The 26,256-nt window shown below is 60.5% G+C and carries 23 protein-coding genes; 11 read left to right on the forward strand and 12 right to left on the reverse strand.

The genetic code is table 11. The features are described from left to right. Positions 1–10 precede the first annotated feature (10 nt). Complete coding sequence (locus B9Z48_RS02160; protein ID WP_108376978.1) at positions 11–670, forward strand: cytochrome c; 660 nt, start codon at positions 11–13, stop codon at positions 668–670. 83 nt (positions 671–753) lie between these two features. Here B9Z48_RS02160 and B9Z48_RS02165 read toward each other — a convergent pair whose 3' ends face one another. Further along, positions 754–1,188, reverse strand: a complete 435-nt coding sequence (locus tag B9Z48_RS02165) for a DUF1841 family protein (RefSeq protein ID WP_194944606.1) — start codon at positions 1,186–1,188, stop codon at positions 754–756. 117 nt (positions 1,189–1,305) lie between these two features. Here B9Z48_RS02165 and pcaF point away from each other — a divergent pair, with 117 nt between their 5' ends. Continuing rightward, positions 1,306–2,508, forward strand: coding sequence for a 3-oxoadipyl-CoA thiolase (gene pcaF, locus B9Z48_RS02170; protein ID WP_108376979.1), 1,203 nt, complete (start codon positions 1,306–1,308; stop codon positions 2,506–2,508). A gap of 155 nt (positions 2,509–2,663) precedes the next feature. Here the strand turns inward: pcaF and B9Z48_RS02175 are convergent, their stop codons facing one another. Both B9Z48_RS02175 and B9Z48_RS02180 read right to left on the reverse strand, forming a co-directional pair. After that, a complete protein-coding gene (locus B9Z48_RS02175) occupies positions 2,664–3,071 on the reverse strand; it encodes a hypothetical protein (protein WP_108376980.1) in 408 nt (135 codons plus the stop codon). Next, a complete protein-coding gene (locus B9Z48_RS02180) occupies positions 3,068–4,459 on the reverse strand; it encodes an acyclic terpene utilization AtuA family protein (RefSeq protein WP_108376981.1) in 1,392 nt (463 codons plus the stop codon). The genes B9Z48_RS02175 and B9Z48_RS02180 overlap by 4 nt, the downstream gene beginning before the upstream one ends. Positions 4,460–4,628: 169 nt before the next feature. Between B9Z48_RS02180 and B9Z48_RS02185 the strand changes: the two genes are divergently transcribed. From B9Z48_RS02185 to B9Z48_RS02215, 7 genes are all read left to right on the forward strand, one after another. After that, positions 4,629–5,504, forward strand: coding sequence for a branched-chain amino acid ABC transporter permease (locus B9Z48_RS02185; protein ID WP_062407557.1), 876 nt, complete (start codon positions 4,629–4,631; stop codon positions 5,502–5,504). 9 nt (positions 5,505–5,513) lie between these two features. Continuing rightward, positions 5,514–6,590, forward strand: coding sequence for a branched-chain amino acid ABC transporter permease (locus B9Z48_RS02190; protein WP_089952846.1), 1,077 nt, complete (start codon positions 5,514–5,516; stop codon positions 6,588–6,590). Beyond that, positions 6,587–7,420: an ABC transporter ATP-binding protein gene (locus B9Z48_RS02195; protein WP_108365323.1), complete on the forward strand. Its 834-nt coding sequence runs from the start codon at positions 6,587–6,589 to the stop codon at positions 7,418–7,420. The genes B9Z48_RS02190 and B9Z48_RS02195 overlap by 4 nt, the downstream gene beginning before the upstream one ends. Next, positions 7,417–8,235, forward strand: a complete 819-nt coding sequence (locus B9Z48_RS02200; RefSeq protein WP_108376982.1) for an ABC transporter ATP-binding protein — start codon at positions 7,417–7,419, stop codon at positions 8,233–8,235. The genes B9Z48_RS02195 and B9Z48_RS02200 overlap by 4 nt, the downstream gene beginning before the upstream one ends. A gap of 3 nt (positions 8,236–8,238) precedes the next feature. Further along, the gene (locus B9Z48_RS02205; RefSeq protein WP_108376983.1) at positions 8,239–10,095 is read left to right on the forward strand and encodes a long-chain fatty acid--CoA ligase; all 1,857 of its coding nucleotides are present in this window, start codon (positions 8,239–8,241) and stop codon (positions 10,093–10,095) included. 32 nt (positions 10,096–10,127) lie between these two features. Beyond that, the gene (locus B9Z48_RS02210) at positions 10,128–11,297 is read left to right on the forward strand and encodes an ABC transporter substrate-binding protein (RefSeq protein ID WP_089952837.1); all 1,170 of its coding nucleotides are present in this window, start codon (positions 10,128–10,130) and stop codon (positions 11,295–11,297) included. Between the two features lie 683 nt (positions 11,298–11,980). After that, positions 11,981–12,928 carry a TerC family protein gene (locus B9Z48_RS02215; protein ID WP_108376984.1) on the forward strand — a complete coding sequence of 316 codons (948 nt, stop codon included), beginning with the start codon at positions 11,981–11,983 and terminating at the stop codon, positions 12,926–12,928. Between the two features lie 73 nt (positions 12,929–13,001). On the opposite strand, the gene B9Z48_RS02220 is transcribed toward B9Z48_RS02215, so the two are convergent. Beyond that, positions 13,002–13,895, reverse strand: coding sequence for a LysR family transcriptional regulator (locus B9Z48_RS02220; protein ID WP_108376985.1), 894 nt, complete (start codon positions 13,893–13,895; stop codon positions 13,002–13,004). Between the two features lie 139 nt (positions 13,896–14,034). Here B9Z48_RS02220 and B9Z48_RS02225 point away from each other — a divergent pair, with 139 nt between their 5' ends. Both B9Z48_RS02225 and B9Z48_RS02230 read left to right on the forward strand, forming a co-directional pair. After that, a complete protein-coding gene (locus tag B9Z48_RS02225; protein ID WP_089952831.1) occupies positions 14,035–15,261 on the forward strand; it encodes an MFS transporter in 1,227 nt (408 codons plus the stop codon). Between the two features lie 279 nt (positions 15,262–15,540). Further along, positions 15,541–16,557, forward strand: coding sequence for an acyltransferase (locus tag B9Z48_RS02230; protein ID WP_158273192.1), 1,017 nt, complete (start codon positions 15,541–15,543; stop codon positions 16,555–16,557). A gap of 120 nt (positions 16,558–16,677) precedes the next feature. On the opposite strand, the gene B9Z48_RS02235 is transcribed toward B9Z48_RS02230, so the two are convergent. The 8 genes from B9Z48_RS02235 to B9Z48_RS02270 are packed head-to-tail and all read right to left on the reverse strand — an operon-like array spanning position 16,678 to position 26,190. Then, positions 16,678–17,847: an acyl-CoA dehydrogenase family protein gene (locus B9Z48_RS02235; RefSeq protein ID WP_108376987.1), complete on the reverse strand. Its 1,170-nt coding sequence runs from the start codon at positions 17,845–17,847 to the stop codon at positions 16,678–16,680. Further along, the gene (locus tag B9Z48_RS02240) at positions 17,844–19,826 is read right to left on the reverse strand and encodes a biotin carboxylase N-terminal domain-containing protein (protein ID WP_108376988.1); all 1,983 of its coding nucleotides are present in this window, start codon (positions 19,824–19,826) and stop codon (positions 17,844–17,846) included. The genes B9Z48_RS02235 and B9Z48_RS02240 overlap by 4 nt, the downstream gene beginning before the upstream one ends. Next, positions 19,823–20,629: an enoyl-CoA hydratase/isomerase family protein gene (locus B9Z48_RS02245; protein WP_089952825.1), complete on the reverse strand. Its 807-nt coding sequence runs from the start codon at positions 20,627–20,629 to the stop codon at positions 19,823–19,825. Before B9Z48_RS02245 ends, B9Z48_RS02240 begins: the two co-directional genes overlap by 4 nt. After that, entirely contained in the window at positions 20,626–21,798 is a 1,173-nt protein-coding gene (locus B9Z48_RS02250; RefSeq protein ID WP_089952823.1) for an acyl-CoA dehydrogenase family protein, read from the reverse strand. The genes B9Z48_RS02245 and B9Z48_RS02250 overlap by 4 nt, the downstream gene beginning before the upstream one ends. Positions 21,799–21,820: 22 nt before the next feature. Further along, the gene (locus tag B9Z48_RS02255; RefSeq protein WP_108376989.1) at positions 21,821–22,960 is read right to left on the reverse strand and encodes a DNA alkylation repair protein; all 1,140 of its coding nucleotides are present in this window, start codon (positions 22,958–22,960) and stop codon (positions 21,821–21,823) included. A 10-nt stretch (positions 22,961–22,970) separates the two neighbouring features. Beyond that, positions 22,971–24,581, reverse strand: a complete 1,611-nt coding sequence (locus B9Z48_RS02260) for an acyl-CoA carboxylase subunit beta (RefSeq protein WP_199233436.1) — start codon at positions 24,579–24,581, stop codon at positions 22,971–22,973. Then, entirely contained in the window at positions 24,578–25,471 is an 894-nt protein-coding gene (locus tag B9Z48_RS02265) for an SDR family oxidoreductase (RefSeq protein WP_108376991.1), read from the reverse strand. The genes B9Z48_RS02260 and B9Z48_RS02265 overlap by 4 nt, the downstream gene beginning before the upstream one ends. Then, on the reverse strand, positions 25,468–26,190 hold the full coding sequence (locus B9Z48_RS02270; RefSeq protein WP_108376992.1) for a TetR/AcrR family transcriptional regulator: 723 nt from the start codon (positions 26,188–26,190) through the stop codon (positions 25,468–25,470). Before B9Z48_RS02270 ends, B9Z48_RS02265 begins: the two co-directional genes overlap by 4 nt. Positions 26,191–26,256 lie beyond the last annotated feature (66 nt).

Here is a 26,256-nt window from a genome sequence, read left to right on the forward strand (position 1 = left end):
TGTGAGCAAAATGAACAAGCTGTTGACCTCGATGTTTGCCTTGGCTGTCGCTTCTGTGACCGCCGTTTCCGCCCATGCCCAGGAAATCAAGGGCGATGCCAAAGCTGCAGAGCAAAAAATTGCCATGTGCATTGGCTGCCACGGTATTCAAGGCTACCAAGCCAGCTTTCCTGAGGTCTATCGCGTTCCGATGATTTCTGGTCAAAACGCCAAGTACATCGTTTCCGCGCTCAATGCCTACAAAAAAGGCGAGCGCAAGCACCCCACCATGCGCGGCATTGCCGACACTTTGACAGACCAGGACATGGCCGATCTGGGTGCCTACTATGAATTGCATGGCAAAACCGAGCCTGTGACCAAGGCCCCCAAGGCGCCCGATGCCAAAGTCGCTGCTTTGTTGCAAAAAGGTGCCTGCATTTCTTGTCACGGTGACAACTTCGCCAAGCCCATTGACCCGAGCTACCCCAAAATTGCAGGCCAGCACAAAGATTTTCTGTTTGTGGCGCTCAAGTCCTACAAGGTTGAAAACCAGTCCACATGGGGCCGCAACAATGGTGTGATGGGCGGCATTGCCAAGCAGTTCTCCAATGCAGAACTCAAAGCCATGGCCTCTTACATTGGTTCTTTGGAAGGCGACATGAAAGTGGTGCCGCAGTCCAAATTCCGCTGAACTGTCTGAACCTGATACCCAACAAAAAACCCGCTGCTGCGGGTTTTTTGTTGTCTGTTCGCCTGGGTTCGTGGGCCCTGGCTTCAGTCTTGTGTGGCGTTGCGCTGCACACAGGCGATGTAGGACTCGCCGTCCGGCATGCGGCCTGAGCGCTGACTTTCAAAGATCATGCTTCCGAGGCATTCCATGGCCCGGTGGTGCGCGTCGTGCAGCGAGTTGAGCCGATGCGTCAGCAATTCCACGGCCTGCCTGATACCCCGGGGTTGGTCGATGCTGGATTGTTCGCTGATGGACAGGTGCATTGAGAGGTGCAAAAACGGATTGGTCCGGTTCGGGTCGTCGCTCAGCATGTTGGCCAGGGCGGCATCGACGTCGGCGAGTTCGGCATGGTATTCGGGGTGCTCATCGATCCACTGGCTGACCAGCATTTCCATGGGTTCGAGCGTTGCAGTCGTGCGGGCTTTGGCGTAAACACCACAAAAAAAGCGCCGAACATCGGCTTGAGAAGGTTGAATCAACATGGTTCAAAAAAGCAGTAAAACCGACCGATCGGTCGGTTAATGACATAAAATCTGAAAGTCAGCACAATACTGCATGTTAAACGCAGACACTTCCATCACCTTCCAGAGACAAACATGAATCAAGCCTTTATTTGCGACGCGATCCGTACCCCCTTTGGCCGCTATGGCGGTGCCCTGAGCAGCGTGCGCACCGACGACCTGGGTGCAGTGCCCCTGCGTGCCTTGATGGCCCGCAACCCCAACGTGGACTGGGCTGCCGTGACCGACGTGCTGTACGGCTGCGCCAACCAGGCGGGTGAAGACAACCGCAACGTGGCCCACATGGCCAGCTTGCTGGCGGGATTGCCCATCGACGTGCCCGGAGCCACCATCAACCGCCTGTGCGGCTCGGGTCTGGACGCCATTGGCACCGCAGCCCGCGCCATCAAGGCCGGTGAAGCCGGTTTGATGATCGCCGGTGGTGTGGAAAGCATGAGCCGCGCCCCGTTTGTGATGCCCAAGGCAGAAACGGCTTTCAGCCGCAACAACGCCGTGTACGACACCACCATTGGCTGGCGTTTCATCAACAAGCTGATGAAGGCCAAGTACGGCGTGGACTCCATGCCCGAGACGGCTGAGAACGTGGCCACCGACTACAAGATCGAACGCGAAGCACAAGACCTGATGGCCTACAACAGCCAATTGCGTGCGGTGGCCGCCATCAAGGCCGGGCATTTGGCCCGTGAGATTGTGGGCGTGAGCATCCCGCAGAAAAAGGGCGATGCGATCATCGTGGACACCGATGAACACCCGCGTGAAACCAGCCTCGAAGCGCTGGCCAAGCTCAAAGGCGTGGTGCGCCCGGACGGCACCGTGACCGCGGGCAATGCCTCGGGCGTGAACGACGGTGCTTGTGCCTTGCTGCTGGCCGACGAAGCCACTGCCGCCAAAAACGGCTTGACTCCCAAAGCCCGCATCGTGGGCATGGCCACGGCCGGTGTTGCCCCACGCGTCATGGGCATTGGCCCTGCGCCCGCCACGCTCAAAGTGCTGGCGCAAACCGGCTTGACCATCGACCACATGGACGTGATCGAGCTGAACGAAGCCTTTGCCGCGCAAGGTCTGGCCGTGATGCGCATGTTGGGCCTGAAAGACGATGACGCCCGCGTGAACGCCTGGGGCGGCGCGATTGCCCTGGGTCACCCACTGGGTGCTTCGGGTGCCCGCTTGGCCACCACCGCCATCAACCGCCTGCAGCAAACGGCTGGCCGCTACGCACTGTGCACCATGTGCATTGGCGTGGGCCAAGGCATTGCGTTGATCATCGAGCGGGTGTGATCCTCGTTTATCTCGCAGTTCGTAGGTCGGCACCTTCAGGTCCGACATGAAGCGTGGTGGGCAGTTGCCGTTTGAAAATGTCGCCTCGCGAGAGGATGGCTGTCGGACCTGAAGGTCCGACCTACAAGAAAGCTGTCTGACCGGCCACGCTCAAATTACATGGTGCTCGTTGATGGGTTGCCGTTTTGCCACCAGCCCCTTCGGGGGCTTTTTTCTGCCTGCTCAAGCTCCTCGGCACTGACTTCGATGACGAGGCGCAGCAGCGCCGCGCCCATGGCTTTGCCCAGGTTGTCGAGGCGCAGGTTGCGTGCACCGCCGCCTTGCAAAGCGCCGTGCAGAACGAACTTCATGGCCAAAATGTTGGGCAAAGGCCAGGCGTCCACCTGCCCGGGCAGCCAGGGCGCAAAGTGCGCTTGCACTTTGGCGGCCGTGACTTCGCGTTCCAAGAGGCGATAGCCCGCTTCGTTCCAGGCAAACAGGCCAAAGTCCACCCAGTCGGCTTTATCGCCGCTGCGGGCGTGGGCGATGCGGGTCAAGGGGATTTTTAAAAGGGTTGTGGTCATTCGCCGGGCTCCAAAATCTCAACACGGGCCTGAACACGGTCACGCGGGATCAAGGTGGGCCAAATGCCCAGCAAGGCGCTGGAGGCGTTCAAGCCCTGAAAGCCGCAGGTGTAAGCCGGGCCACTCAACGCCATCCAGGGGAACAATCGGCCAAAGCCATCGGCCACCGCTTTGGAGCGGGTGCGCAAGACCATGCGCACCCAGATCTCGGCGCGTTCGTTCAACTCGGCAGCAGGCGGCAAAGGTGCCAGGGGGCCGTGCGCCGAATTCAGCCCGGGGTATTCCACAAACAGCTCGTCAAAAGGCATTTGGCGCTCTTTGAGTTGGCTGCGGACCATGGTTTCGGCTGCTTGCACCTTGTCCCAAGCATCGGGCCAAGAAAAGCCCCAAGTGATGTCGGCCTTGAAACCGTCCTGAAAACCGGCCACCACTTTGAGTTGGTCGGTGGGGGCGCTGCCTTGGGCACCGGTCAAGCGCACGCGGTGCTGGCCTTCGTCGTGCAACTGAATCTGACCTATGTCGAGCACCACATCGGGTGAGAAATATGCATGGGGGTTGTGCACCTCGTAAAGCAGCTGCTGTCGCACGGTGTCAAAGTTGACTAGGCCGCCTGTGTCCGGGGCTTTGGTGATGTAGGCTGTGCCGTCGGGCCATACCTCCGCAATCGGGTAGCCGATGTGCGCCAAGTCCGGGATGTTTTGCCAGCTGCCTTGGCTGCCAAAGTTGCCGCCGCTGCCTTGGCCCGAGCATTCGAGCAAATGCCCCACCGTCAGGCCCTGCGCCAGGCGGTGAAAGTCTTCGGGTGTGGCCGCATCGGCGAGCTTCCAGCCCAGCGCGTGCACCAGCGGCCCCAGAAACAAGGCGGCATCGGCCACCCGCCCGGTGATCACTATGTCGGCCCCTTGGTCCAGTGCGTCCACGATGGGTTGTGCGCCTAAATAGGCGTTGCCAAACACCAGCCGCTCGCGCACGCTGGCCACGTCGGCACCGTCCATCATGTGGTCAAAGCGCATGTCTGGCGCTTGCAATTGGGCCAACACATCGTCGCCGCTCACCACCGCAATGCGTGGGTGCCAGCCTGCGGCGGCCAAGGCTTTTTGCACCGCCTGCGCCGCGCCCAGGGGGTTGAGGCCGCCCGCGTTACACACAAATCTGACGCCACGCGGCTGCATTAAGGGCCACAGCCGCAAAAGCATGGGCACCGCATCGCGGGCATAGCCCAAAGAAGGGTCTCGCTGGCGGTCTTTTTGCAAAATGGCCAGCGTCAATTCGGCCAGGTGGTCACTGGCGATGAATTGCACTTGGCCGCGTTCGATGCTGGCGACCACGGGCTCCCAGTTGTCCCCGTAGAACCCGAGCCCGGATCCGATGCGTATGGCATTTGTCATGAAGGGATATTGAAGCCTTGTGTGTGAGTTCGAATGGGGGACAACCCCTAGGGAAAGTCTCGTGTAAGACATGCACAATCGCACGATCGTTCGCAAATGCTTTTTCGGCACTTCAAGAGTGTCCAATCAGCGCGTGAACATGGCCAGACAGAAACAAGAGGAGACAGGTGTGCAATTGCTGCAACTGCTGATCAGCGGTGTGGCCCAGGGCTGTATTTACGGACTCATTGCCCTGGGTTTCGTGCTGATTTACAAGGCCACCGAAACGGTGAGCTTTGCCCAGGGCGACCTGATGATGGTGGGGGCTTTTTCGGGCCTGGCTGCCATGACGCTGTTGGGCTTTCCCTTTTGGATTGCGGTGCCCGCCGCCATCGTGGCCATGGGCATTTTTGGTGTCTTGGTCGAGCGCCTGGTCATTCGCCCCATCCTCGGACAACCGGCTTTTTCCATCGTCATGCTGACCATTGGTGTGGGCTATGTGCTGCGCGGCCTGATCACCATGATTCCCGATGTGGGCACCGACACCCACACCATGCCTGTGCCTTATGCGGGTGAGGTGTTGCGCTTGGGTGGTCTGGTGATCGCGGCCGAGCAAATGGTGGTGATCGGTGCCACCGGCATCTTGTGCCTGGGCCTGTTTGCCATGTTCAAGTACAGCAAGCTGGGCATCGCCATGCAGGCGGCCTCGCAAAACCAGTTGGCCGCTTATTACATGGGCATCCCGGTCAAGCGCATCAACGGCTTGGTCTGGGGTCTGGCGGCCGGTGTGGCGGCGGTGGCCGGTCTGCTCTTGGCACCCATTACTTTTGTGCACGCCAACATGGGCTTCATTGGCCTCAAAGCTTTTCCGGCTGCTGTGGTGGGGGGCTTTGGCAGTTTGCCCGGTGCCATCGTGGGCGGTCTGGTGATTGGCATCGTCGAGTCGCTCTCGGGCTTTTATCTGCCCGAAGGTTTCAAGGACATCGCGCCCTACATCGTGGTGTTGCTCATGCTGGTGCTCAAGCCCAATGGCTTGTTCGGCGAGCAACTGCGCAAGAAAGTCTGAGGCTCCGGCATGCGTTTCATCTTCAAAACCGAATACAACCAGGACATCACCCTGGCCAAACATGGCGGCCATGTGTTCTGGTACAGCTTGCTCGCCATCTTTTTGGTGGTGGCACCCTGGGCCGTGCCCGAGTACTGGCTGGCGCAGCTGACCTTTGTGCTGATCTACGCGGTGGTGGGCCTGGGTCTGATGCTGCTGGCGGGTTTCACGGGTCTGTTCTCGCTGGGTCACGCCGCGTTTTTGGGCGTGGGAGCTTACACCCAGGCTGTCATGGTCAATGCCGGGGTGCCGTTTCCGCTGGCGCTGGTGTGTGCGGGCGTGTTCTCAGCCATGGCGGGCGTGATCGTGGGCCTGCCTGCGCTGCGCGTCAAAGGCATTTACCTGGGCATGGCCACACTGGCTTTCGGCTTTATTGTTGAAGAGGGCATGGCCCGCTGGGAAAGCGTCACGGGCGGCAATGCGGGCCTGATGGTCAGCTACCCCAAGCTGGGCGGCTGGACACTGGACAGCACCGAAGAGTTTTACTTCCTTTGCCTGGTGGTGACGGTGGGCGCCACGCTGGCCATCGTCAACCTGCTGCGCTCGTCCACGGGCCGCGCTTTTGTGGCCATCCGTGACTCCGAAATTTCGGCGCAAAGCATGGGCATCCACCTGGCGCGGTACAAGACCTTGTCATTCGCCTTGTCGGCCGCACTGGCAGGCATTGGCGGCGCTTTGTACGCGCACAAGATCCAGTTCCTCTCGCCCGAGCAGTTCAGCATCATCCAGTCGATTGACTTGCTCTTGATGGTGGTGATCGGTGGCCTGGGCTCGATCCACGGGGCTTTCCTCGGCGCGATCTTCCTGATCGTCATGCCTCAGCTGATCTCCTTGGGCAAGGACTTTTTGCCAGCCGCGATTGGTGGTGCTGCCGGCTTGCAGGGCACGGTCTACGGCATGGTGTTGATCGCCTTTGTGTTGTTCGAGCCCATGGGCCTGTATGGGCGCTGGCTCAAGGTGCGCACCTGGTTCCAGTTGTTCCCGTTTTACCGCCGTGGCCTGTTCAAGCGCCAGAAATCGTTCCAGAAATCGGACCGCCTGAAATGAACGCAGACATCCTTTTATCCGCTCAAGACCTGAGCGTGCGCTTTGGCGGTGTGCTGGCCGTGAACAAGGTCAGCTTCGACGTCAAGCGCGGCGAGGTCTTCACCCTGATTGGTCCCAACGGCGCAGGCAAGACCACGGTCTTTAACCTGATCAGCCGCATCTACACGCCCACCACGGGCGTGATCGACTATGCCGGGCCACAAGGCACGCTGCGCCTGACCGACCAGCAGCCGCACCAGATTGCAGGCCTGGGCATTGCCCGCACGTTTCAAAACATTGAATTGTTTGAGCACGCCACCGTGCTGCAAAACCTGCTGATTGGCCGCCACACGCACCGCAAGACGGGCGTCTGGAGCGAGATGTTTTTCTCTTCCAAAACCCGCGCCGCCGAAATTGAAGCGCGTGAAAAGGTCGAGGAAGTCATTGACTTTTTGGACCTGCAACACCACCGCGACTCGATGGTGGCGGGCCTGCCTTACGGCGTGCGCAAAGTGGTGGAGCTGGCGCGGGCCTTGTGCACCGAGCCGAAATTGCTGCTGCTCGACGAGCCGTCGTCAGGCCTGAACGTCGAAGAAACCGAGGACATGGCCTTCTGGATATCGGACATCAAAAACGAGCTGGGCATCACCGTGCTCATGGTCGAGCACGACATGAGCCTGGTGTCCAAAGTGTCTGACCGTGTGTTGGCCATGAGCCAGGGCGAAGAACTCGCCACCGGCACGCCCAGCCAGGTGCAAAGCGACCCGGGTGTGATCGAGGCCTATTTGGGCTCGGTCGACGATGTGTCCAGCCTGCGCCGCGAAAACTATGTGCCCGGAGGTGCCGCATGAGCGCAGCCAACCCCATTCTGAACGCGACCGCTGAGCCCGTTGCTGACAACGTGATGCTCAAGCTGCTCAACGTGGAGAGCGCCTACGGCCCGATCAAGGCCATCCGTGGCGTGAGCCTGCAGGTGCGCCAAGGCGAAATCGCCACCGTGCTCGGCTCCAACGGCGCGGGCAAGACCACCATCCTCAAAACCATCAGCGGCATCATCGACCCGCGCAAGGGCTCGATCGAGTTCAAGGGCCAGAGCATCACCGCGCAAGACCCGGCCATCATCGTGCAGCGCGGCCTGATGCATGTGCCCGAAGGCCGCGAGGTCTTCCCGCTGCTGTCGATTCGCGACAACCTGCTCATGGGTGCCTTCACCCGCAAGGACCGCGACGGTGTGGCCCGCGACATGGAAGCGGTGTACAACTACTTCCCCATTCTGCGGGAACGCGCTGCGCAAGATGCGGGCTTGCTCTCGGGCGGGCAGCAGCAGATGCTGGCGATCAGCCGCGCCCTCATGGCCAACCCTGATTTGATCTTGCTGGACGAGCCCAGCTTGGGCCTGAGTCCCAAGTTGACGAAGGAAATCTTTGAGATCGTGGTACGCATCAACCGCGAGCGCGGCACCACCATCTTGCTGGTGGAGCAAAACGCCAACATGGCGCTCAATGCCTCCGACTACGGCTATGTGCTGGAAAACGGTCGCATCGTGATGGAAGACAGCTGCGCCCGTTTGCGTGAAAAGGACGACATCAAGGAGTTCTACTTGGGCATGAAGGAAGAAGGCGTGCGCGCCGACCGCCGCTGGAAAAAGAAGAAGACCTGGAGATAAGACATGAGCAAACTCTGGGACACCTCCGGCATCGCGCCGCAAAAAAATGTCGTCATGGCGGGCGAGACCATCCCCGCCATTTTCTGGAACGCGGTGGCCGCACGCGGGCCCAAGGTCTGGATGCGCCAAAAAGACCTGGGCATCTGGCGCAGCTGGACTTGGAATGAGACCGCGCAAGCCGTGCGCGAAATCGGCCACGGCCTGATGTCGCTGGGTTTTGAGGCTCGGCACACCGCCTCCATCTTGTCCAACACCAACATCGAATGGGTGCTGTGCGACCTGGCCGTGCTCAGTGCCGGTGGCGTGTCCAACGGCATTTACCCGACCGACGCGGCCGAGCAGGTGCATTACCTGTGCGAAGACTCGGGCACCCGCGTGCTGTTTGTCGAAGACGACGAGCAGCTCGACAAGGCCCTGGCCGTGCGCGACACCTTGCCCTTGTTGCAAAAAATCGTGGTCTTTGACATGGACGGTTTGCGCGACTTCCATGACCCCATGGTCATCAGCTTGAAGCAGCTGCAAGCTATGGGCCGCGAACATGCCCAGCAGCACCCCGACATGCTCACGCAGCGCAGCGCTGCCTGCAAACCGGAAGATTTGGCCATTTTGGTTTACACCTCGGGCACCACCGGCAAGCCCAAGGGCGGCATGCACAGCCACCACGGGCTGGTCTACACCGTGCGCGGCTACAACACTTTGATCGCCCGCGACGAGCGTGACGAATGCATGTGCTTCTTGCCTTTGTGCCACATCGCCGAGCGCATGGGCGGCGAGTACTTCTCGATGTACACCGGGGCCAAACTCAACTTTGTCGAGAACCCCGAAACGGTGCCCGAAAACGTGCGGGAAATCGCGCCCACCGTGTTCACCGCCGTGCCCCGTGTGTGGGAAAAGTTCTACTCGGGCGTGATGATCGCGCTCAAGGAAGCGGGCGGCTTGCAGCAAGCGGTGTATGGCTGGTCGATTGGCGTGGGCCAGCAGGTGGCCGATTTGGTGTTGGCGAAAAAGCCGGTGCCCGCCAGCCTCAAGCTGCGCTTTCATGTGGCGCGTTTGTTGGCGCTCAACAACGTGCGCAAGATGATCGGTATCCACCGCGCCCGCTTTTTGGTGACGGGTGCAGCCCCCATTTCCCCGGATTTGGTGCGCTGGTATTTGGCGCTGGGCTTGCCCATGCTCGAAGTCTGGGGCATGACCGAGACCTGCGGTGCCGCCACGGGCGTGCCCGCCGACCGCATCAAACCCGGCTCGATCGGCCCAGCGGCCGAGTACAACGAAATGCGCTTGGACCCGGTGACCAGCGAGATTTTGGTGCGCGGCCCCAACGTGTTCATGGGTTACCTGAACCTGCCCGAAAAAACCGCCGAGACCATCGATGCCGACGGCTGGCTGCACACGGGCGACGTGGGCGTGGTGGACGAGGAAGGGTTTTTCCGCATCACGGACCGGATGAAAGACATCATCATCACAGCCGGGGGCAAGAACATCACCCCGAGCGAGCTGGAAAATGAACTGAAATTCTCGCCCTACGTCACCGACGCGGTGGTGATTGGCGACAAGCGACCTTATTTGACCGTGATCATCATGATCGACCAGGAAAACGTGGAGAAATACGCGCAGGACAATGACGTGCCCTTCTCCAACTACGCCAGCTTGACGCACAGCGCCGAAGTGCAGGGTTTGATCCAAGCCGAAGTGGACCGCGTCAACAAGAAGTTTGCCCGCGTGGAGCAGATCAAGAAATTCTGGCTGCTCGACACCCAACTGACGGCCGAAGACGAAGAACTGACCCCGACCATGAAGCTCAAGCGCAAACTGGTCGAGAACAAATACGCGCCCCAGATCGAGGCGATGTACCGCTGATTTTTACCCATCACCCACAGGAGACCTGCAACATGAAACTCAAACTCAGCCTCGTCGCCGCTGCGATGGCCCTGACCGCTGGCGCGGCCATGGCCCAGACGCAAGGCGTGTCCAAAACCGAAATCACTCTCGGCTCCATCCAGGACTTGTCTGGCCCGCTGGCTGGATTTGGCAAGCAGGTGCGCCTGGGCATGATGCTGCGGGTGGACGAAGCCAACGAGCAAGGCGGTATCAATGGCCGCAAGTTCAAACTGCTGGTCGAAGACTCGGCCTATGACCCCCGCCGCGCCGTGCTGGCCGCGCAAAAGCTGGTCAACCAGGACAAGATTTTTGCCATGATCGGCCACATCGGCACGGCGCAAAACATGGCCGCGATGCCTGTGCAGTTCCAGAAGAACGTGATCAACTTCTTCCCGGTCACGGCCGCGCGCGAAATGTACGAGCCCTTCCACAAGCTCAAGTACTCTTTTGCCGCCACCTACTATGACCAGATGCGCTTGGGTGTGCCGATTCTGGTGAAGGAAAAGAACGCCAAACAAATCTGCGCTATGCACCAAGACGATGAATTCGGCTTGGAAGTGTTTCGTGGTGCTGAGGCAGGTTTGAAGACCATGGGCATGCAGTTCGCCGAAGTCACCACCTACAAACGCGGCGCGACCGACTTTGCATCGCAGATGCAAAAGCTGGCCTCGTCCAAGTGCGACTTCGTGGTCATGGGCACCATCATCCGTGAAACCATTGGCGGCATTGCCACGGCTCGCCGCTTGGGCTTCAACCCGACCTTCCTGGGTTCAAGCGCAGCCTACACCGACCTGATCCACAAGCTCGGTGGCCCCGCCATGAATGGTTTTTACGCCACCATGTCGACCCAGCACCCCTACCTGGACGAGGCGGCACAGCCCATCCGTTTCTGGGCCAACAAGTACAAGACCAAGTTCAACGAAGATCCCACCGTGTTCTCGGTTTACGGCTACAACGCCATCGACTCGTTCATGCGCGCCATTGAAAAGTCGGGCGCCAACGTGACCACCGAAAGCATCATCAAGGCCATGGACACCATGGTGATCCCACCCGATATTTTCGGCACGGGCGAGATGACCTTCACCGCCACCAAGCGTTTGGGCAGCAACGCATCGCGCATGTCGCAAATCACCGACGGCCGCTGGAAAGTGACCTCGGGCTACTTCAGCGACAAGAAGTAAAGCCTGCAGCGATCGCTGCATGACAAAAACCGCCAGCGCTCGCAAGCGCCTGGCGGTTTTTTTGTGAACAATCGGTGCCTGGATACGCCTGCCTTGGAGCGACGCCGTTTGTACACCACCCGCAGATGCCAGCGGCGTTTGTGCAGCACACTCGATCAAAAAGCCCACCTGCTCTGACAATAACCAAACCCTGTAAAAGGGGCCAGTGAATTTCTGCACGTTGTTGGACCACCCCCCAACAGGGACGTTTTCTGTTGTGACCTTGGTACCTGGAGAAAATTGGCTCAAGGACCTGGTCACTCAGAGCCAAAATCTGAAGATGAATGGCTGGGTGTGCATGGTCAACACGGCTGCATCCGGCATTGAAAGAAGGGTTGGCCCAGCGTGCTGCACAAGGTATTCGCGAGGCGGTATGGTTTTTTGCACAGACCCCCGGATGGATCGAAGAAAAAAATGACTCATGCCGTCGACAGATGTTCTACCTCTGTGCCCGTGGCCAGGTCCCGCAAACAGCACTGAATTCCAGTGCAACACTCTTGTTTTTAAGGAATGTTAATTCCAATAATTCAGTAAAAATAAAGGCCTTCAGTCGTTGCAAGCGACCCGGCGTCAGGAATCATCCTCACGCCATGTGGCCGGACTTTCTGGCTGATGAATTGTCTTTAATAACAAAGAGGTGTTTTATGGAAACCATTGCCCCCCTGTGGCTTTGGGCCACGTTCGTGGCCATTGTGTTGGTGTCGCTGTTTGTGGATTTTGTGGTGCTCAAAAAGCAGGGTGCCCATGACATTGGCGTCAAAGAGGCACTGAACTGGTCCCTGATCTGGATCGCGCTGAGCTTTTTGTTCAATGGCTTGTTTTGGTGGGCCATCAAGGACACCACGGGTTCGGTGGAAATGGCCAACACCAAATCCTTGGAGTTCCTCACCGGTTACCTGATTGAAAAATCACTCGCGGTGGACAACATTTTTGTCTTCCTGATGATCTTCACCTACTTTGCGGTGCCCACTAATTTCCAAAAACGTGTGCTCATGATCGGCATCATCGGTGCCATCGTGCTGCGCACGGTGATGATTTTGGTGGGAGGCTGGTTGTTGGCCGAGTTCCACTGGGTGCTGTATGTGTTCGGGGCTTTCCTGATCCTCACCGGTGTGAAGATGTGGTGGGCTGCAGGGCAAGAGCCTGATCTGGAAGACAACCCGGCACTCAAGTTGCTGCGCAAGGTGTTGCCGGTCAGCAAAAACTACGATGGTGAAAAATTCTGGACCGTGGAAAACGGCAAGAAGATTGCCACCCCGCTGTTCATGGTGATTTGCCTGATCGCCTTGACCGATGTGATCTTTGCGGTGGACTCCATCCCGGCGATTTTTGCGATCACTTCAGACCCCTTCATCGTCTTGACCAGCAACGTGTTCGCCATCTTGGGTTTGCGTGCCATGTACTTCTTGCTGGCCGCTGTGGCCAACAAGTTCCACTTGCTCAACTACGGTTTGGCTGTGATCCTGGTGTTCATCGGCACCAAGATGTGCTTGATCGATGTGTTCAAGATTCCGGTGGGCGTCTCGCTGGGTGTGGTGGTGGGCATTCTGGCCGCGACCATGCTGCTGAGTGTGCGCTCGGCCAAAACCTGACGCGCTGCGTTTGTGAACAAGCCTCCAGGGTCACAAGCCCTGGGGGCTTTTTCACGTCTGCCGCTGAGGCGCTTTAATGGGCCGAAACGCTGGCCTGCAAGAGACGCTGCACCAGCGGGTGTTGCACTTTCTTTTCGGTGCCGATGGCAAAAAAGTTTTCTTTGACGCCCTCACAAGGCCCCAGGCGCTGCACCTCGTAGTGGGCCAACAATTCGTCGTGCACCCATTCGGCCGCTGGAAAAACGCCCATACCGCTTTCACCAAAGGTCTTGAGCAAGGCGCTGTCTTCAAACTCACCCACAATGCGCGGGGTGACGCTGTGGTGCTCAAACCAGTGGTCCAGCCGGGTTCGCACGGCCGTGTGGCCCGTGGGCAGCAGCACCGGCACATCGGCCAAGCTGCTTGGAAACTTCCTTTTGGCCGATTTGACGAGTGCAGCACTGCCGTACCAAGACACTGCCGATGAGCCCAGCGCATGGTTGTAGAGCTTGATGTTGGCGTTGCTTGGGGCTGGACGGTCTGACAGCACCACATCCAGTCGGTGCAGCGCCAGGTCGCCCAAGAGTTCGTCAAACTCGCCTTCGTGGCACAGCAGGCGCAAATGGGGTTCTGCCAAGACGGGTTGCAACAGGCGTCGCACCACCAGCTTGGGCAAACCGTCTGAAATGCCCACCGCCAGACGCACAGTGGGGGAACTCACCGCATCGCGCACTTTGGCGGGCAAATTTTCACCCAGCTGAAAAATTTGGTCGGCTTGTTGCATGGCAGCCACGCCTGCATCGGTCAGTACCAATCCTCGGCCAGCGGGTTTGAGCAAGGCGTAACCCAAAGAGCGCTCGAGCTCGCGCACCTGGGCACTGACGGTTTGCACCGCCATGTCCAGTTTGTCGGCCGCTCGGGTGATGCCCCCTTCCTTGGCGACCACCCAAAAATAGTACAGGTGCTTGTAGTTGAAGGTGGTTCTCATGGTCGATGAATCAGGGGTTTGATCGAATGATTATCAGTTTTTTCATGCACATTCACAGGCCACTGCACCTGTCGCACAAAAGCCAAGCAAGTGGACTGTGAACGGTTAAATTGCTCATTGAACTTTCACAGGCCATTCCATGAACCTCCTGAGCGCACTTCGCCCGGCCCTTCCCATTTTGCTTGGCGCGGCGCTGATGCTGTCTGTCAGCATGGGTCTGCGCCAAAGTTTGGGGGTCTTCATGCCGGCCTTGACCAAAGACTTGGGGATTTCGGTCTCGCAGTTCACTTTGGCCATTGCGGTGCAAAACCTGGCTTGGGGTTTTTTGCAGCCCTTTGCCGGGGCCTTGGCGGTGCGCATAGGTTACCGACCGTTGATGATGGCGGGGGCGGCCTTGTACGTCACAGGCATGGGCACGCTTTGGATGGCACAAGGTCTTTGGGGGGTGACCTTTGGGGCAGGGCTCGCCATTGGCGCTGCCATGGCGTGCAATGGTTCGGCCATCGCCATGGCTGTGGCCTCGCGTCCGGTCTCGCCTGCCTTGCGCAGCACGGTGTTGGGCATCGTCTCGGCGGCCGGGTCACTGGGCGCTTTGATGGCGGCCCCCATGGGGCAAATGCTCGCGCAAGCCCATGGCTGGCGCGTTGGGGTGGCTGGGTTTGTGGTGTTGGCCTTGATCATTTTGCCGGCCGCATGGTTTGCGGGTCGTGTTGATGCCTTGCCTGTGCCGCCATCGCCCGCAGGAGAAAAAGACAATGCCCGGGACATGGCGGTGTTTGCGCTCAAGCACCCGCCGTTTGCGGTCATGACGGTGGCCTATTTTGTGTGCGGCATGCAATTGGTTTTTTTAACCACGCACCTGCCTTCTTACCTGGACCTGTGTGGCCTGGACCCGATGCTCAGCGCCCAAGCCTTGGGCATGATTGGTGGCTTCAACGTTTTGGGCAGTCTGTTTTTTGGATGGGCTGGCGGGCGTTACAACAAGCTCTTGTTGTTGGGCGGCATTTATGTGCTGCGATCCATGGGACTGGCGTGGTATTTTTTGGCGGTGCCCACGCCGGAAAACACCTTGGTTTTTGCCGCCATCATGGGTTTCCTGTGGCTGGGTGTGGCTCCCTTGGTCACGGGTTACATTGGCGAAACTTTCGGCTTGAAATGGCAAGCCATGCTGGGGGGCATTGCTTTCATGAGCCACCAAGTGGGCAGTTTCATGGGCGCATTGGGCGGTGGTCTGGTGTTCGATGCCATGGGCTCTTACAACCGCGCCGTGCAAGTCGGCGTGTGTGTGGGTTTGTTGGCTGGCATGGTGCAAATGGCCTTTGCTTTGAAGGCCGAACTGCCACCTGGGCAACCCAGATTGGCGTGATCCAAGTGGCTTGAGGTCGAATCGCTTGCTTGATAGGCGAGAGATTGAGAGAGCGGGCCCTCATCGTGGTTTTGAGGGCGAGGCTCACGCACATGTTGGGGTGCTTCCACTCTGTGGCAAGCGCCTAACTTTCATTTTTTTGGCCAAGTGAAGGTTAAAAATATTTAATTATTTAAAATAAAATAACAAATAATATTTAAATAATTTTGATGCCCGCGGAGTGCTTGTCGATGAAATCGGCAATTCATGGCTCCCAGGTGCATCCCTTCCACACCCGCCATGAGCCATCCCCACGGTAGAAGCAACAACTTCAATGCCTTGCGCTTTTTGTTTGCCAGTCTGGTGATCTTGTCGCATGCGCCGGAGCTTCAGGACGGTGACAGAAGCCGTGAAGTTTTGACGCAAATTTTTGGCACGATTTCTTTTGGCGAGATGGCGGTGCAATGCTTCTTGCTCATCAGTGGCTATTTGATTGTCAAAAGCTGGCAAGAGCGGCCACAGGTGGCGGTGTTTTTGACACACCGAATTTTGCGCATCTACCCGGGCTTTGTGGCGGCCTCTTTGGTGTGTGCTTTGCTGATAGCGCCTGTGTTTGGTGCCAGCGATTACTGGGTCCAATTCAAAATGGGCGACTACCTCAAATCCTTGTTGTTCCTCAAGCAGCCGGCCATTCCGGAGGTGTTTGCGGGCAGCCACTACGCGGCAGTCAATGGGTCGATGTGGTCGATCTCTTATGAATTCAAGTGCTATTTCATCGCCTTGGTGTTTGGCTTGCTGGGGGGCTTGAAAAAGAGAAACGTGTGGCTGGCCTTGGCCATTTTTTGCACAGTCTTTCACGTCATCAACCGTTCGGGCTGGGCCAATCTGCCCTCTGATTTGACGATTCGCTTGCTCATGGCGTTTGCGTATGGCGGGTGTTTTTACTTGTATGAAAACGCATTGCCTTGGCGTTCTTCTTTGGCTGGCTGGGGTCTTTTGCTGATGGCTGTGCTGTTGTTTTTTCCGATGACGGCGCAGCCAGCCTTGTGCCTGCTGGGGGGCTACGCCATCTTGTACTTTGCCAAGTCCGGCCCTCTGGTTTTGGGTTTTCATCGTTGGCCAGACATCTCTTATGGCGTGTACCTTTACGCTTGGCCATTGAACAAAATATGGCTCTGGTACTTTCCAGAAATGAACCTGGCCGCACTGGTGCTGCTGGTGTTTTGCAGTTCGGTGCTGGCCGGTCTGCTCAGCTGGTATGCGGTCGAAAAAACCTGCTTGAAACTCAAAGCGCTGTTGCCTCGATCCCCAGCATGAGGGCCTGCGCTGTGGCAAGGGGTAGATTTTTCCAAGAGCCAAACCCTGTGGGCGATGGGGCGTGGAACGCGCCCTTCACTGGATCCAATTAGGCGAGTCCACCGGCCTTGGACACTCGGTTTAAATCCCCAACTGCTTGGCCGCCAGCTCTTTCATGATCTCTTCGGCGCCGCCGCCGATCATCATCACTTTCACTTCGCGGTAAACCCGCTCGCTCACGGTGCCGCGCATGTAGCCCATGCCGCCCAGCAGTTGCACCGCGGCATCGGCGCAAAACTGCATGGTTTGGGTGGCGTGGTTTTTGAGCAGGCACACCTGGGCTACCCACTCGGCACCGGTCTGGCCCGCATCGGCTTGCTGCGTCACGGCATCGACCCAGGCTTGGGTCGATGAGATGCGCATTTGCATGTCCATCAATTTGTGCCGGATGACCTGACGCTCGATCAGGGCCGCGCCAAAGGTCTGGCGTTGGCGTGCCCAGTCCAGCGCTTCGTCAAAACAAGCCTCGGCAAAACCCAGTGCCATGGCCGACATGGCCAGGCGCTCGCCATTGAAGTTGCCCATGATCATCTTGAAGCCCGCGCCTTCGTCACCCAGCCGGTAACGCTGGGGTACACGAACGCCGTCAAAACGCAGCTGCGCGGTGTCCGAGCTGTGCCAGCCCATTTTGTGAAGGCGGGTGCGCGAGATGCCCGGGGTGTCGCCCGGCACCACCACCATCGAGATACCGCTGGCCCCTTTGCTGGCCGGGTTGGTGCGCACGGCCAGCGTGATCCAGTCGGCCCGCAGGCCCGAGGTGATGAAGACTTTTTCGCCGTCGATCACGTAGTCGCTGCCGTCTGCGCGTGCGGTGGTGCGCAGGCCGGCCACGTCCGAGCCGCCGCCGGGCTCGGTGATGGCCAAGGCCGCGATGCGCTCGCCGCGCAGCACGGGCGGCACCACTTCGGCCTGCAGCTCGGCACTGCCATGCGCCATGACCGGGGGCAGGCCGATGTTGAGCGAAAACAGGCTGGCCATCACGCCGCCGCTACCGCCGTATCGGGCCAGGGTTTGCGACAGCAGGTTGCGCGCACGCCAGGGTGCGGGTGTGCCGCCCAAATGCTCGGGATAGCCCAGGCCCAGCAGGCCCAGCTGTGCGGCTTGGGTGTAAAGCGATCGGTCAAACTGACCGGCTTCTTCCCAAGCGGGCACCTGCGGGGCAATGGCTTGTTTGGCAAAACGCTCCACCGTGGCCTGCAGGCTTTGCAGGTCTTCGGTGGTGAAATCATTGGTGATTCCAGTGGTGCTCATGCAGCGTCCTTCCATTGCACCAGCACCTGGCCGGGGCTCACTTGTTGGCCTACGCTGGCCGAAATGCTGTGCACCACCGCATCGCGGGGAGCACACAAAATGTGTTCCAGCTTCATCGACTCGATCACCAGCACGGCATCGCCTTGTTGGACCGATTGGCTTTCTTGCACATGCAGTGCGATCAGCTTGCCATTAAAAGGCGCGCGCAAAGACTGTGCGGCTTGTGCGCTGGCGCCTGTGCTAGGCGCGCTGTGGCTTTGGTCGGTGAGCCACAGCTCAAAACATTCGGGGCCTTGCAGCTGCACATGCCACTGCACGGCGTTGGTGGCGCCCCGGCATGCCACGGCGCGGGCATGCCAGCGGCAGCCGTCCAGGTCGATGTGCAGCTGTTCAGCGATATGCTGAATTCTGGCTTCGTGCGTGGTATCGCCTGTGTGAATGCGCACGCGGCCTTGCCCCAGTTCCTGCAGGTTCAGCGAGAGGGTGTCCGAACCCCAGCCCATGTGCACCGGTCGCGTGAAGGGGTTGGGCATGGCGTTTGCAGGGGCTTGGTTGGCATACAGCACGGCCAGCGCTGCCACGGTGCGGGCTTCGTTCGTGGCTTGCAAGCTTTGGCGCACCGCATCGGCCTGTTCGGCCAGGAAAGGGATCAAGGCTTCACCCGCACGGAACATCGGGTGCTGCAAGCACGCAGCCAAAAAGGCGCGGTTGGTGGGCAGGCCCAGCACAGCGGTCTGGTCCAAGCCCGTGCGCAGGCGGTCGATGGCTTCAGCGCGGGTGGGCGCGTGGGCAATCAGCTTGCCCAGCATGGCGTCGTAGTTGGGCGTCACGACTGCGCCCGCGTGCAGCGCATGGTCAAAGCGCAAGCCCTCAGGCGCTGCAAAGGCTTGCACCGTGTCGGTTTGCGGGGTGAAGTGCTCGTCTTCGGCGCACAGCCGCACCTCGATGGCGTGGCCTTGCAGGCGCACATCGGCTTGCGCCAGGGGCAGCGCTTCACCGCGTGCGATGCGCAGCTGCCACTCGACCAAGTCGAGCCCCGTGAGCATCTCGGTCACCGGGTGCTCTACCTGCAGCCGGGTGTTCATCTCCATCAAATAGAAAGGTTTGTCGGCCTGTGCCTCGTCCAGCAAAAACTCCACCGTGCCCGCGCCCACGTAGCCCGCCGATTGTGCGAGGGCAATGGCCGCTTGCCCGAGTTCCTTGCGCAGCGCAGCGCTCACCGCCGGGCTGGGCGATTCTTCGATGATCTTTTGGTGACGACGCTGCACCGAGCAATCGCGCTCACCCAAGTGGATGCAGTGGCCTTGGGCATCGGCCATGATCTGCACCTCGATGTGGCGGGGGCGCAGCAAGGCGCGTTCCATCAGCAAGTCGCCGTTGCCAAAACCGGCCAGCGCTTCGGAGCGGGCGCTGTGCAAGGCGGGCAGCAGTTGCGCCATGTCGGTGACCAGGCGCATGCCGCGCCCGCCACCCCCGGCCACGGCTTTCACCATGAGCGGCAAGCCCAGCTGCTCTGCTTGTGCGGTGAAGGTGGCATCGCTCTGGTCCGCGCCAAAGTAGCCCGGCAAGCAAGGTACACCGTGCTGCAGGGCCAGTGCTTTGGCGGCCGACTTGCTGCCCAGGGCGCGGATGGCCCCGGGCGGTGGCCCGACCCAGGTCAGGCCCGCATCGATGACCGCTTGGGCAAATTCGGCGTTCTCGCTCAAAAAGCCATAGCCCGGGTGCACAGCGTCAGCCCCGGTGGCTTGCGCTGCTGACAGCAGTTTGTCGATGCGCAAATACGAATCGGCCGAGAGCGTCCCGCCCAAGGCGAACGAGGTATCGGCTTCGTGCACATGCAAGGCATCGCGGTCGGTATCTGAATAAACGGCCACCGTCTGGATGCCCATCGGGCGGGCGGTGCGGATCACGCGGCGGGCGATTTCGCCCCGGTTGGCGATCAGCAGGCGGGTGACTTGTGTGGGCAAGGTCGATGTCATGCAGGCTCCTTGCCAGAAAGTGTCCAGGGCGCAGGCTTTTTGCGTGCAAACGAGGCCAGTCCTTGCGCGGCTTCGGCGCTGCGCAAGCCTTGAGCAAAAGCGTGTGCAGCGGCATCGCGCAAGTCGGGCACAGGGCTGCGCAAGCTGCGCAGCAGTTGTTTGGTGCTGGCCACCGCGCCGGGCGCAGCGCGCATCATGCGCGTCAGTGTTTGTTGCCAGGCTGCATCGCTGTCCTCTTCAATCACCTCGTTGACCAGCCCCACTTGCATTGCTTGATCCGCGTTGTAACTCAGGCCTTGCAACAGACACTGGCGTGCCGCACTCTCGCCCAAACGTTGCCACACAAAAGGTGCGATCTGCGCAGGCGGCAAGCCCAGCGTGACTTCGGGCGTGCCCAGCACCGAACGTTTTGTGGCCACCACATGGTCGGCACAGCACACCAGGCCAAAACCGCCGCCCATGGCCGCACCATCGACCCGGCACACCAAGAGTTGGGGCAGGGCGCAAAGGGCATACAGCAGGTCACCGAATCCCCGGTTCATGGCCAGCAGCGGGTCGGTTTGTCCGTCTTGCAGGGGTTGGCCGATCAGGCTGGCAAACCCGCCCAAACTGCCGCCCGCACAAAAAGCACCACCTGCGCCGGTCAGCACCACGATGCGCAGTGTGGGGTCCGCTGCAGCCCGAGTGCAGGCTTGCAGCATGCCGTCCACCACCGCATCGCTCAAGGCGTTGCGGGTGGCCGGGTCGTTCAGCGTCCAGGTCTCGACTGCGCCCTGGCGTTCGATCAACAAAGTGCTGCTCATTTCTGAGGCCGCTTGGCAATGCCCATCATCTTGGCCAGGATGCCCAACATCACCTCGTCCGCCCCGCCACCGATCGAGGCCAGACGCCCATCGCGGTACATGCGCGAGACCTTATTCTCCCAGGTGAAGCCCATGCCGCCCCAGAACTGCAAGCAGGTGTCGGGCACGGTGCGGTTCAAACGGCCCGCTTTGAGCTTGGCCATGGTGGCCCACTCGGTCACGTCTTCGCCCGCGATGTAGTGTTCGCAGGCTTGGTAGGTCAGGGCGCGCAGACACTCCACATCGGCTTTGAGTTCGGCCAGCTTGAACTGCACCCACTGCTGGTCAGCCAAGGTGCTGCCAAACAGCTTGCGCTCTTGCGCCCACTCCACCGTCCACTGGATGCAGTTGGTGAGCGACTGCAGCGTGCTGGCTGCGCACCACAGGCGCTCTTCCTGAAACTGCTGCATCTGGTAGATGAAGCCCTGGCCCTCGGCCCCGATGCGGTAGCGCTGGGGTACGCGCACTTCGTCGAAATAAATCAAGCCCGTGTCGCTGCTGTTCATGCCGATCTTTTTGATCTTTTTGCCCACCTCGATGCCGGGCAGCAGCTTGCCGTTCTCGCGCATGGGCACCATGACGAGACTCTTGTTTTTATGGATCGGGCCTTCCCCCGTGTTGACCAGCATGCACATCCAGTCGGCCTGAAGGCTGTTGGTGATCCACATTTTTTGCCCGCTGATCACGTAGTCGTCGCCGTCCTTGCGGGCCACGGTTTTGATGCCCGCCACATCGCTGCCCGCACCCGGCTCGCTCACGCCAATGCAGCCCACCATGTCGCCCGCAATCGCCGGGGCCAAAAATTGGGCACGCAATTCGTCACTGCCAAAACGCGCCAAGGCGGGTGTGGCCATGTCGGTCTGTACGCCAATGGCCATGGGGATGCCGCCGCAGTCGATGTGCCCCAGTGCCTCGGCCATGGCCATGCTGTATGAATAATCCAAGCCCGCACCGCCAAAGGCTTCGGGCTTGGTCAGGCCCAAGAGGCCCAAGTTGCCCATTTTCTTGAAGACCTCATGCGCAGGAAAGATCTCGGCCGCTTCCCACTCGTCCACATGGGGGTTGATCTCGGCTTCGATGAAGCGCTTGAGCGTGTTCTGGATTTCGCGGTGTTCGTGGGTGTATTGCATGGTGTGTCTCCGTGGGGTGGGTTCAGGGGTGCAGATCGAATTGGCCAATGCTGTGCGCGTGTCCATTGAGGACGATCTCGACGGTGTGGCGGCCCGGGTGGTGGGTGCGGGTGCTCATTTGGCGCAGCGACAGTGTTTTTTCGAGCACGCCATGGCCGTGAGCATCAATCTGCACGGTGCTGCCTTTGAAAACCTTGGGGCTGAGCGTGCCGTTGGCCTTGACGTAAAACACCCGCCAATCGGCCAAGGCGCTGGCCGTCTGTGTAGTGGGGTTGTGCAGGGTGCAATGCAGGGTGACGCTTTCGCCGATTCGGGCTTTTGATGGGGTGATGTTGGCGCTCTGAATCTGCAACACCGATTGTTCCCCGTGGCCGAACAAGGCCAGCACCTGTGTATCGCCGCGTTTGATGGCGGTGCGCAGGGCATGGCGCAGCAAGGCTTGCCGCGAGGCGGGCACCGGCGCATCGTCCAGCCATTGGCGGGCCAGGCTGGTGAGCAGCTCGGAGTGGTCTTTGCCGATGTCGTTCAGGTGGTTGGCCACCGAGCGGCGCACATACGCCGACGGGTCGTCACGCAATCGGGCCAGCAGGGGCAGCACGGGCGCGGGGTCACGCACAAAATCGGGCAAACGCGCGGCCCAGGGCAAGCGCGGGCGTGTGGCTTCACTGACGGCGCGGCGCACATGCGCGTTGTCGTCTTGCGCCCACTGTGCCAAGCGCGCCAAGGTGGCCTGGGTGTGCTGCTGCAAAAACGGGCGCAGGCTGAATTCGGCGGTGAAGCGCTGGGTCAGGGCGTGTTGGGCGTGCAGGGCCTCGGGCAGATGCTGCAGGCCATGGCTGGCGATGTACATACTGTGCGGCAGGTAAAAGAAGCTGCTGGGCACATCGCCACTGGCGGTGGGCTCGCCGTGTTTGTCCAGCCCCATGGGGCGGCCCATGGCCCGCACCAGCAAAGGGGCGGCCTCTGCAAAATCGGGCGGCAAACATGTCGCCATGACTTGGGCCAGGCGGCGGCCTCGGTCCATCAGGCCCAGGGCCTCAAAGTCGACCCCCATGGCCTTTTGCCATTGGCCCCGATGTACCGAAGCCCCGGCCGCAGCCAGCTGCTCGGCTAACTGGTGGGCCGCGTCCAGCGAGAGCATGTGCTTCAAATCGGTGGCCATGTGGGGGCCTTCACATGCGGGCCACGCCAAAGGTACTGGCGCGGGGTTGGCGGGCTGCACTCTCGGCGCAGGTGTCGAGGCAAAAGCTGAGCACGCTGCGCGTGTCACGCGGGTCGATCACGCCGTCGTCGAGCACCAGCCCGCTGGTGTAGAAAGCATCGGCTTGCGCCTCAAACAGGGCCACGATCTTGTCAAACTGCGCCTGCATCTTGTCGGGGTCGGGCGTGATGCCTTTGCGGGCCATGCCGGCCTCGGCCACGATCTGCATGGTGCGGGCCGCTTGCTCGCCGCCCATCACCGCCGTCTTGGCACCGGGCCAGCTGAACAAAAAGCGCGGTGCGTAGCCACGCCCGCACATGCCGTAGTTGCCCGCCCCAAACGAGGCCCCGCACTGGATGGTGATTTGCGGCACGGTGGCGCTGGTCACCGCCTGGATCATCTTGGAGCCGTGTTTGATCATGCCGCCTTGCTCGCTGTCTTTGCCCACCATGTAGCCGGTGGTGTTTTGCAAATAAATGATGGGGTGACCCAGCTGGCACATCCACTGGATGAAGTGCGTGGCCTTGTTGGCCCCGGCCACATCGATCGGCCCGTTGTTGCTGATGATGCCCACCGCATGCCCACCGATGCGCGCCTGCGCACACACCGTGGCCGCGCCAAACAAAGGCTTGAATTCCAGAAAATCCGAGTCATCGACCAGCCGCAAGATGACCTCGCGCATGTCGATCGGTTCGCGGTGGTGGGCGGGCATCAGGCCCAGCAGTTCTTCGGCATCCCAGCGAGGGGGCTTGGCTTGTCTTTGTGTGGAGTGCGCAGCCCAGTCCCAACGCGCCACCACATCGCGGGCTGTGCCCAGCGCGTGGCGGTCGTCTTCGCACAGGTACTCGCCCAAGCCCGACACGCTGGTGTGCATCTCGGCCCCGCCCAGTTCTTCTTCGGTCGCCACTTCGCCCGTGGCGGCTTTGAGCAAAGGTGGCCCCGCCAGAAATGCGCGTGAGCGGCCGCGCACCATGATCACGGTGTCACTCAGCCCCGGCATGTAGGCCCCGCCTGCCGTGCCCGAGCCGTGTTGCACCGTGAGCACCGGCAAGCCTACCGCCGACAAGCGGGCCAGGTTGCGGAACAGGCTGCCGCCCAGCACAAAGCCCTCGACCTTGTACTGCATCAGGTTGGCCCCGGCGCTTTCGACCAGGTGCACAAAGGGGAGTTTGTTTTCCAAGGCCAGCTCTTGCACCCGCAAAATCTTTTCGAGGCCCCGCGCCTGAATGGCTCCGGCCTCGATGCCCGAGTCGCTGGCCACCACCATGCAGCGCACGCCGTTGATAAAACCAATGCCCGCGATCATGCCGCCGCCAGGCACAGACTTGGCCGGGTCGGGTGTGTCTTGCATGAAGCCCGCCAGCGCGCACAGCGGCAAGAAAGGTGCGCCAGGGTCCAGCAGCAAGGCCACGCGCTCACGCGGCAGCAACTGCCCGCGTTTGTCAAACACGGGTTTGGATTGGGCCGAGGCCTTTGCGGCCCGCTCTTGCAAGGCATGCCACTGCGCCAGGCGGGCCAGCGCCGCTTCGCGCCTTTGCTGCGCCACAGGGCTGTGGGGGTTCCAGGTGGATTCAAACGTCATTGGAATACCTTGGGGGTCACGGCGCGGTGAAAGCCGTTAAACGGTTTGACCGCATCGCGTGTTTGCACATCGGTTTGGGCCACGGCTTGTTGCCAGCCCATGCGCATTTGCGGGCGGGCACCGTCCACACGCAGCACGGTGCCGCTGATGAAGTTGGCGGCGGGCGAGAGCAGGAAAACGATGGCGGCCGAGGTCTCGGCCTCTGTGCCAAAGCGGCCTTGTGGCACCGTGTTGCGCATTTCGCGCAGCATGGGGCCCGCCTCGGGTGGGTAGTGGTCCATGCCGCTGCTGGCGATGTAGCCCGGTGCCACGGCGTTGACGCGCACACCTTGAGCCGCCCACTCCAATGCAGCGGTTTCGGTGAAGCTGACCATGCCGGCCCGCGCTGCGCCGCTGTGGCCCATGCCCGGCATCGAGCCCCACATGTCGGCCACGATGTTGACCACCGCGCCGCCGTGTGTGTTCATGCTCTGGTTGAAGCACTCGCGCGCCACCAAAAAGCCGCCGGTGAGGTTGGTGTCGATGACGGCTTGCCAGCCTTTGGCACTGGTCTTGGCCAAGGGCGAGATGTATTGCCCGCCCGCGTTGTTGACCAAGCCGTGGATGCGGCCATGCTGCTGCAGCACCTGCGCGACCATGGCTTTCACATCGTCTTCGCGCCGGATGTCGCAGCTGTGCCAACTGGCTTGCCCACCGTCACCGGTGATCTCTTGCGCAGTGGCGGTCAGCTTGTCGGGGTTGCGGCCCACCATCACCACATGCGCGCCCAGGCTGGCCAATTCGTGTGCGGTGCAGCGGCCAATGCCCGATCCGCCGCCGGTGACCAGGATGACTTGACCGCGCAGCAGGCCGGGCGCAAAGACGGATTGGTAAGGTGTGGCGGGGTTCATGTGGGGTCTCTCAAAAACAAGGCCAAGGCGGCCTCGGTCAAATCGTCCAAGGAGGCGCGTGGGGCACTGGGCTCTGTTGCTTTCGCCGCCGTTTGGCTTGAGCGTTTAACCGAGTGCTTGGCCCCAGTTGACGTCAAGTTCTGGCCGGTCGGCTGGTACCACTGCACCGCCCAATTCAAAGCGCCAAAAATCATCAGCCGGGCCAAACCCACGGGCGCTTGCAGTTGCCCGCTGTCATGCAGGGCTTGCAGCACAGGCGTCCAGACGGCTTCGTACCCGTCCTTGATCTGCGTGATGGTTTGGCGCTGTTCGGCGCTCAGCGAGCGCCATTCGTAAAGCATCACCGGGATGAAGTCGCTGTCCGGTCCCAGCAGCACATCGAACTGGTTGCGGATCAGGGCGCGAAGTTGTTCGCGTGGGGGCAGGTCATCCGGCAGACCGGCGCAGGCAGCTTCTTGGCGCTGGCTTGCTTGCTTCATGCCCTCCACCATAACCGCCAGCAACAGGTCTTGTTTGTTGCCGAAGTGATAAAACGGCGAGCCCGGCTGCATGCCCACTTGCGCCGCGATTTCTCGGGTGCTGGTGGCGTCGTAACCTTTGCGGTGAAACAGCTTCGCCGCCGCCGCGATCAGCGCTTGACGCCGGTTGCCATCGTCGCGCTCGTCCTCGGTCTTGCGGGGGCGGCCGCGTGCGCGTTTGGGCTCGGCCAGTTCGGTCATGGCAGAAAACCTTCGCGACGAGGTCGTCGCTCCCACAGAGAGCATTGTTCCCACAGAGCACTTTGC

Source organism: Limnohabitans sp. WS1 (assembly GCF_003063265.1).
Lineage (GTDB): Bacteria > Pseudomonadota > Gammaproteobacteria > Burkholderiales > Burkholderiaceae_C > Limnohabitans_A.

Excerpts from the sequence above, each read along its gene's own strand:
- B9Z48_RS02245 (WP_089952825.1), bottom strand. The coding sequence starts at position 20,629 with ATGAGCAGCACTTTGTTGATCGAACGCCAGGGCGCAGTCGAGACCTGG.
- B9Z48_RS02230 (WP_158273192.1), top strand. The coding sequence starts at position 15,541 with ATGAGCCATCCCCACGGTAGAAGCAACAACTTCAATGCCTTGCGCTTT.
- B9Z48_RS02240 (WP_108376988.1), bottom strand. The coding sequence starts at position 19,826 with ATGACATCGACCTTGCCCACACAAGTCACCCGCCTGCTGATCGCCAAC.
- B9Z48_RS02235 (WP_108376987.1), bottom strand. The coding sequence starts at position 17,847 with ATGAGCACCACTGGAATCACCAATGATTTCACCACCGAAGACCTGCAA.
- B9Z48_RS02205 (WP_108376983.1), top strand. The coding sequence starts at position 8,239 with ATGAGCAAACTCTGGGACACCTCCGGCATCGCGCCGCAAAAAAATGTC.
- B9Z48_RS02175 (WP_108376980.1), bottom strand. The coding sequence starts at position 3,071 with ATGACCACAACCCTTTTAAAAATCCCCTTGACCCGCATCGCCCACGCC.
- B9Z48_RS02260 (WP_199233436.1), bottom strand. The coding sequence starts at position 24,581 with ATGACGTTTGAATCCACCTGGAACCCCCACAGCCCTGTGGCGCAGCAA.
- B9Z48_RS02200 (WP_108376982.1), top strand. The coding sequence starts at position 7,417 with ATGAGCGCAGCCAACCCCATTCTGAACGCGACCGCTGAGCCCGTTGCT.
- B9Z48_RS02195 (WP_108365323.1), top strand. The coding sequence starts at position 6,587 with ATGAACGCAGACATCCTTTTATCCGCTCAAGACCTGAGCGTGCGCTTT.
- B9Z48_RS02180 (WP_108376981.1), bottom strand. The coding sequence starts at position 4,459 with ATGACAAATGCCATACGCATCGGATCCGGGCTCGGGTTCTACGGGGAC.
- B9Z48_RS02160 (WP_108376978.1), top strand. The coding sequence starts at position 11 with ATGAACAAGCTGTTGACCTCGATGTTTGCCTTGGCTGTCGCTTCTGTG.
- B9Z48_RS02250 (WP_089952823.1), bottom strand. The coding sequence starts at position 21,798 with ATGCAATACACCCACGAACACCGCGAAATCCAGAACACGCTCAAGCGC.
- B9Z48_RS02190 (WP_089952846.1), top strand. The coding sequence starts at position 5,514 with ATGCGTTTCATCTTCAAAACCGAATACAACCAGGACATCACCCTGGCC.
- B9Z48_RS02265 (WP_108376991.1), bottom strand. The coding sequence starts at position 25,471 with ATGAACCCCGCCACACCTTACCAATCCGTCTTTGCGCCCGGCCTGCTG.
- B9Z48_RS02210 (WP_089952837.1), top strand. The coding sequence starts at position 10,128 with ATGAAACTCAAACTCAGCCTCGTCGCCGCTGCGATGGCCCTGACCGCT.
- B9Z48_RS02215 (WP_108376984.1), top strand. The coding sequence starts at position 11,981 with ATGGAAACCATTGCCCCCCTGTGGCTTTGGGCCACGTTCGTGGCCATT.
- B9Z48_RS02255 (WP_108376989.1), bottom strand. The coding sequence starts at position 22,960 with ATGGCCACCGATTTGAAGCACATGCTCTCGCTGGACGCGGCCCACCAG.
- B9Z48_RS02270 (WP_108376992.1), bottom strand. The coding sequence starts at position 26,190 with ATGACCGAACTGGCCGAGCCCAAACGCGCACGCGGCCGCCCCCGCAAG.
- B9Z48_RS02220 (WP_108376985.1), bottom strand. The coding sequence starts at position 13,895 with ATGAGAACCACCTTCAACTACAAGCACCTGTACTATTTTTGGGTGGTC.
- pcaF (WP_108376979.1), top strand. The coding sequence starts at position 1,306 with ATGAATCAAGCCTTTATTTGCGACGCGATCCGTACCCCCTTTGGCCGC.
- B9Z48_RS02225 (WP_089952831.1), top strand. The coding sequence starts at position 14,035 with ATGAACCTCCTGAGCGCACTTCGCCCGGCCCTTCCCATTTTGCTTGGC.